This is a genomic window from Streptomyces sp. WAC06614 (assembly GCF_003949795.1).
Classification (GTDB): domain Bacteria; phylum Actinomycetota; class Actinomycetes; order Streptomycetales; family Streptomycetaceae; genus Streptomyces.
Window position 1 is genome coordinate 1 of record NZ_RPRY01000426.1, and the last position, 4951, is coordinate 4951.

Consider the following 4951-nt stretch of genomic DNA (forward strand, 5'->3'; position numbering starts at 1 on the left):
GCCCTCCTGGTCCGCCCCGACGGCCACATCACCACCCACTACTCGGCCCCCCGTTCCCGTTGGGGAGATCTCCTCCAACGGTCGCGCGTCGTTCTCGGCACAAGGCAGTCATAAGGGGGTCGAAGACGGCGTGGACCACCACGCCGGTGGCCTACGACGCCTTGGAGGACTTCAGGCGGCGGACCAGTTCCTCGCTCAGGCGCCCCTGGAGTTCGGCCAGTTGGTCGTTCGTGTACTGGCTGAGGTCGGTGCCGGCGGGTGGGGCCTTGGTGGTGTCCTGCTGTTGTTTCTGTTGCTCTTGTTGTTTTTGTTGTTCGCGGCGCTGGAGTTCCTGTTCCTCGGGGGAGCCCGGTGCCGCGTAGGCACAGCGGATCAGGACACCGTCGGCGGCCTTCAGACAGGTCGCCTCCCGGCCCGCGACCAGGCCGCGTCCCTCCACCCGGTAGCGGATGTTCTGCTCACTGCCGACGGTGGCCGTCCACGTACTGCCCCCGGTGGGTGCCACCTCGAAGACCTGGTCGTCGTTGTAGCAGCAGACGTCCCGGTACTCGGCCTTGATGAGGGCGACCAGTGCCTTCGGGGAGGACCACGTCGGGTCGAGGCGGTGGACGGTCATGGGGGCCAGGCTCCCGCCGCTGTGGCGGGTGGGCACCGTGGCGACGGCCACGACGGAGCTCGCCTCCCCCTGCGGGGTGAGCGGGGTGACGTACGCGCTGGAGCCGGCCTCGTCCCGGTAGCGCAGGGTGAACTCGGACTCGTTGCCCTCGTTGGCGCCGTCCTCGGAGGCGTCCCACCCGCTGCGCTCGAACCACCAGTCGCTGAAGCCGCCCACGGCGGCCGTGCTCTCCCGCTGCCGCGCCGCCAGGCTGATCGGATAGGAGGGCCCGGGGACCTCGGACGTGTCCGCCGTGACGGTGACCTTGCCGGTCCGCCCGTCGTAGAGCGCGACCCCGGCGGGGCGTTCGGTCACCACCAACAGGCCCGTCTGCCGCTTGAGGGGGACGACCACGACCGGGGTGCCCCCGGAGCAGACCACGTAGGCGTCGTCGGCCTCGAAGCGGACCCAGCGCTTCTCGGCGGAGATCTTCCGGCCCAGGTTGTGCGAGAACCAGCCGCTGATCCGGGCGTCCGCGACCGACGTGTCGAACGCGCACCGCTCCTGGCTACGGCTGCTGCCGCCCAGCGGTACGTCCTGCACGAGCCCGACCTCGTAGCCCGCCAGCCAGCCACGGCGTTCCACGAGGGTGGCGAACCGGTCCGAGTCGGGCAGGTACGTGATGTCGGCGATCTCGCCCGTCACATCGCCGAGGTGCGGCGCGGCCTGGGCCTTGCCCACCACGTACGGGGCCCGGGCCGACAGCGCGGGCACCGGCTCGCTCACCACGTGCGCGCTGGTCATGTACTCCCGGTCCTGGAGGTACGAGCCGTACACCAGCCAGCCCACGGCGAGGGCCAGCCCCGCGACGGCGCCGAGGCAGCCGATGACAGGAGCCGCCCCGCTCCCCGTGCCGGGGGTGTGCCCCGCCCGGCGGCGGCGCCACCCCACCAGCAGCGCCACGGCCGTGACGATCGCCACGGCGATCAGCGGCAGCGCGAACCAGGCGAAGACTTTCCGTGCCTCCCACACCAGCACCGTGGTGTAGTACGAGGCATACCAGAGTATGAATCCGACTACGGCGACGCCGAGGACGCCCGTCCCCACGCGTAGTGCCCGTCCGCTCATCAGTCCCCCCTGGACGTCATCACGGTAGTCCCCCTGGACGTCCCGGTCCGTCCGATTCTGCCTCCCCGCAGGGCCCGTGTCAGCGGCTCCGGGCGTTCCAGCCGCCGACCCGCACCTGGGGGGCGGTGCCGTTCGGGGCCGGGGTGCGGTACGTGGCGGTCAGGGTGGCCGATTCGCCCGGCCAGAGCGTGATGTGGTTGTCGCTCCAGCGGATCGGCAGCAGTGGGGTGCCGTCCGCCGAGAGGAGGTCGACGTCGACGAGCAGGGCGGGGGCTCTGGTGGCTCCGCCGGGGTGACGGAGGGTCACCGTCGTGGTGGAGGTGCCCGGTTCGCCACCGCCCGCCGCCGTGGCCGTGGCTGCCGGCGTGGTCGAGGCCGGCGTCGTGGTCTGCGCCGTCGTCTCCAGGGCGACCTGGGGCATCGAGCTCAGTCCGGTCAGGTCGGCGTAGGCCGTGGTGGGGGTGTGGTACCAGTCGGTGTCGTCGTGGTCGAGCACGTCGGCGCGGGTGGAGAGCCAGTAGACGTTGCGGCTCAGTTCCCGACCGGAGGCGTCGGTGAGCAGCAGCCGGACCAGGTACGTCCGGGCCGGACCGGGGACCGTGGCCGGGACGGTGGCGGCGGTGGTCGTCACCCCGCCCGCCTCGACGTCGATGCCCGTCACCGTGCGGTCGTAGCGCTGGGTCCCGTCGGGGTCGAAGAGCGTGACCCGCGCGCTGAGCCCGGTGGCGGGGGTGGTCCGCCGGTTGACGACGCTCACCGTGCGGTGGTCGTAGCCGTACTGCACGTGGAGGGGCTCGCCCGCCTTCTTCGCGCCGAAGTAGGACCCGTTCTGGTCGAGGTAGCGGTCGATGAGCTGCCAGTGGAGCGAGGTCCAGCCGCTGTTGAGCATCCAGTGGACGACGCCGGTCGCGGGCGCGGTGGCGTCCTTGGCGTTGCGGGAGTACGCCTCGAACTGCGCGCGGACGTTCTCGTACTGGGCCAGCTGCGCCTTGCGCACGTAGTCGGCGAGATCCGCCGGGCGGCCGTAACGGCCGGTCAGCGCGTCGTCGTACAGCTCGAGCGTCGAGAACACCGGTGAGGGGGAGCGGTGGTACTGGGCCGCGGACGGCTCCTTCCAGAGGGTCTCCAGCTCGGCCGGGCTCAGCATCCGCCGCAGCGTGTCGAGGGTGGGGATGCTCGGGCCGGCACTCGTCTCGGAGTTGAAGCCGGTGGCCCCGCCCGCCCGCTTGTCGTACCAGTAGGCCGGTGGTACCCAGTCGTAGGGGCCGGTCATCCGCATCCCGGACCGGCCGGTGACGGGCGCCGACTCCCCGGAGGCCGAGGGGACCACCGGCACCTGCCAGTCGGCGGCGCGCAGGGCCTGGAGGTACTCGGACTCGATCTCGGCGCTGGGCGCGGCGTCGCTGCCGATCAGGAACGAGATCACGCTCGGGTGGTGCCGCAGCCGTGCCGCCTCGGCGGCCATGGACGCCTTGGCCACCGCGTGGTCGGCGGCGTCCCACTCCTCCCCGGACTCCGCGCGGTTGACGTCCCCCTCCCACTTGTCGCAGCATTCCCAGCCGGGGAGCGTCAGGATTCCGTAGCGGTCCGTGAGGTCGAAGAACTCGTCGGGTTCGAGGTGGCCCTCCAGGCGCAGGGTGTTCAGGCCCAGGTCGCGGACGTACGCCAGCCGGTCCTCGGCGGAGCGGGAGTCCCAGCGCAGGAACTCGTCGGGGGACCAGCCCGCGCCCTTCACCAGCAGGGTGCGTCCGTTGATCCGGTACTGGCGCGCGCCGTCGGCGTTGAGCGGGGCCTGTACGTCCCGGATGCCGAAGGCGGAGTGCGCCGCGTCGGAGACGGTCCCGTCCACCGACACCGTCAGATCCAGCCCGTACAGGGGCTGTTCGCCCAGCCCGGCCGGCCACCACACGCGGGGCGCGGCGATCCGGAGTCCAGGGTGGTCGGTGGGGGAGAGGACCACGGTCCGGCTCTCCCCGGCCGCCAGCGCCACCTGGCGGCGCAGCGCCGTGGGCCCGGCGGTGCCGGAGAGGACGGCCGTGACCGGGGCGGAGGAGTCGTTGCGCAGCAGGGCCTTGACGGTCAGGTCGGCGGAGGCCAGGGACGGCAGGGCCAGGCCGGTGACGACATGGGCGTCACGCAGGGCCACCGGTCCGCTGCGGCGGACCAAGACATCGCGCACGAGGCCCATGTTCCGGTCCGGTGGCGCCTGCAACCAGTCGAGCCAGCCGACGGTGAGGTGCTTGCGCGGATCGTTGGGCCGGATCCGGAGCGCGACCGTATTGGTACCGGGCCGCAGCAGGGCGGTGATGTCGAACTCGTGCCGGGTGTAGACCCCGGCGACGGTGCTCGCCGTGGCGACCGGGTGGCCGTTGACGAAGACGTCGGCGGCGGAGATCACCCCGCTGACGTCGAGGTGGGTGCGGGCGGCCGGGCCGGTGGCCGGGCCGGTGACAGGGTCTGTCACCGAGAAGTCGGCGCGGTACCACCACGGGACCGCGAAGTCGGCGGCCGGGATCAGCTTCTGCCGGGTGGAGTAGAACGGGTCGGGGTGGACGCCCGCGGCGAGCAGGGCTGCGAGGACGGTGGAGCGAGGGCCGGCGGGGTACCAGCCCGTCGTCGGATAGCCGGGACTGGACACCTCGGCGGGCGGGTCCTCCACCTGGGCGGTCGACCGGATCCGCCAGTCCGCCAGGGCCGTGGCGGAGCCGGGACCGGCGGCCACCACCGCCGCGGCCCCCGGGCCGGGCACGGCCCGCGCGCCGGGCACGGCCCGCGCGGGCGAACCGGCCGGGGCCAGGGCGGCGGCCAGGGCGAGGACCAGCAGGACGGCGGCCGGTCCGGCCCACCGGGCCGCCGCGCGGGCCAGGGGAGTTCGCCGACGGGCGGGCACCCCGCCCCGGTCGTGCCGCATGGCCCCAGCATGCTGCCCGGCCGCGGGCCGACGACGCCTCCCATACCGCTCCTCACCCGATCGCAGCAAGCACGCCCGCCCCGGGGCTCGTGGGGCCGCCGCCCCTGCCCGGCCGCTACGGTGACGGGATGGAACAGCGGATCAGCCTGATCACCCTCGGGGTCGCCGACCTCGGCCGTGCCAAGGCCTTCTACGAGGCCCTCGGCTGGCGCGGCACGGAGGTGGAGGAGACGGTCTTCCACCAGGCGGGCGGCCTGGCCCTCGTCCTGTGGGACCGCCGCAAACTGGCCGCCGACTGCGGCCTCCCCGACCCCGAC

3 protein-coding genes are annotated in these 4951 nt (G+C 73.2%); 1 reads left to right on the plus strand and 2 read right to left on the minus strand.

Annotated features, from left to right (window positions below):
* Positions 1-151 precede the first annotated feature (151 nt).
* Both EF918_RS32330 and EF918_RS32335 read right to left on the minus strand, forming a co-directional pair.
* Positions 152-1723, minus strand: coding sequence for a hypothetical protein (locus EF918_RS32330; protein ID WP_260610865.1), 1572 nt, complete (start codon positions 1721-1723; stop codon positions 152-154).
* A gap of 79 nt (positions 1724-1802) precedes the next feature.
* Positions 1803-4634, minus strand: coding sequence for an exo-beta-D-glucosaminidase (locus EF918_RS32335; protein WP_125652472.1), 2832 nt, complete (start codon positions 4632-4634; stop codon positions 1803-1805).
* 128 nt (positions 4635-4762) lie between these two features.
* On the opposite strand from EF918_RS32335, the gene EF918_RS32340 reads away from it, so the two are divergent.
* A partial coding sequence (locus EF918_RS32340) for a VOC family protein (protein WP_369009105.1) occupies positions 4763-4951 on the plus strand: 189 nt, incomplete at its 3' end.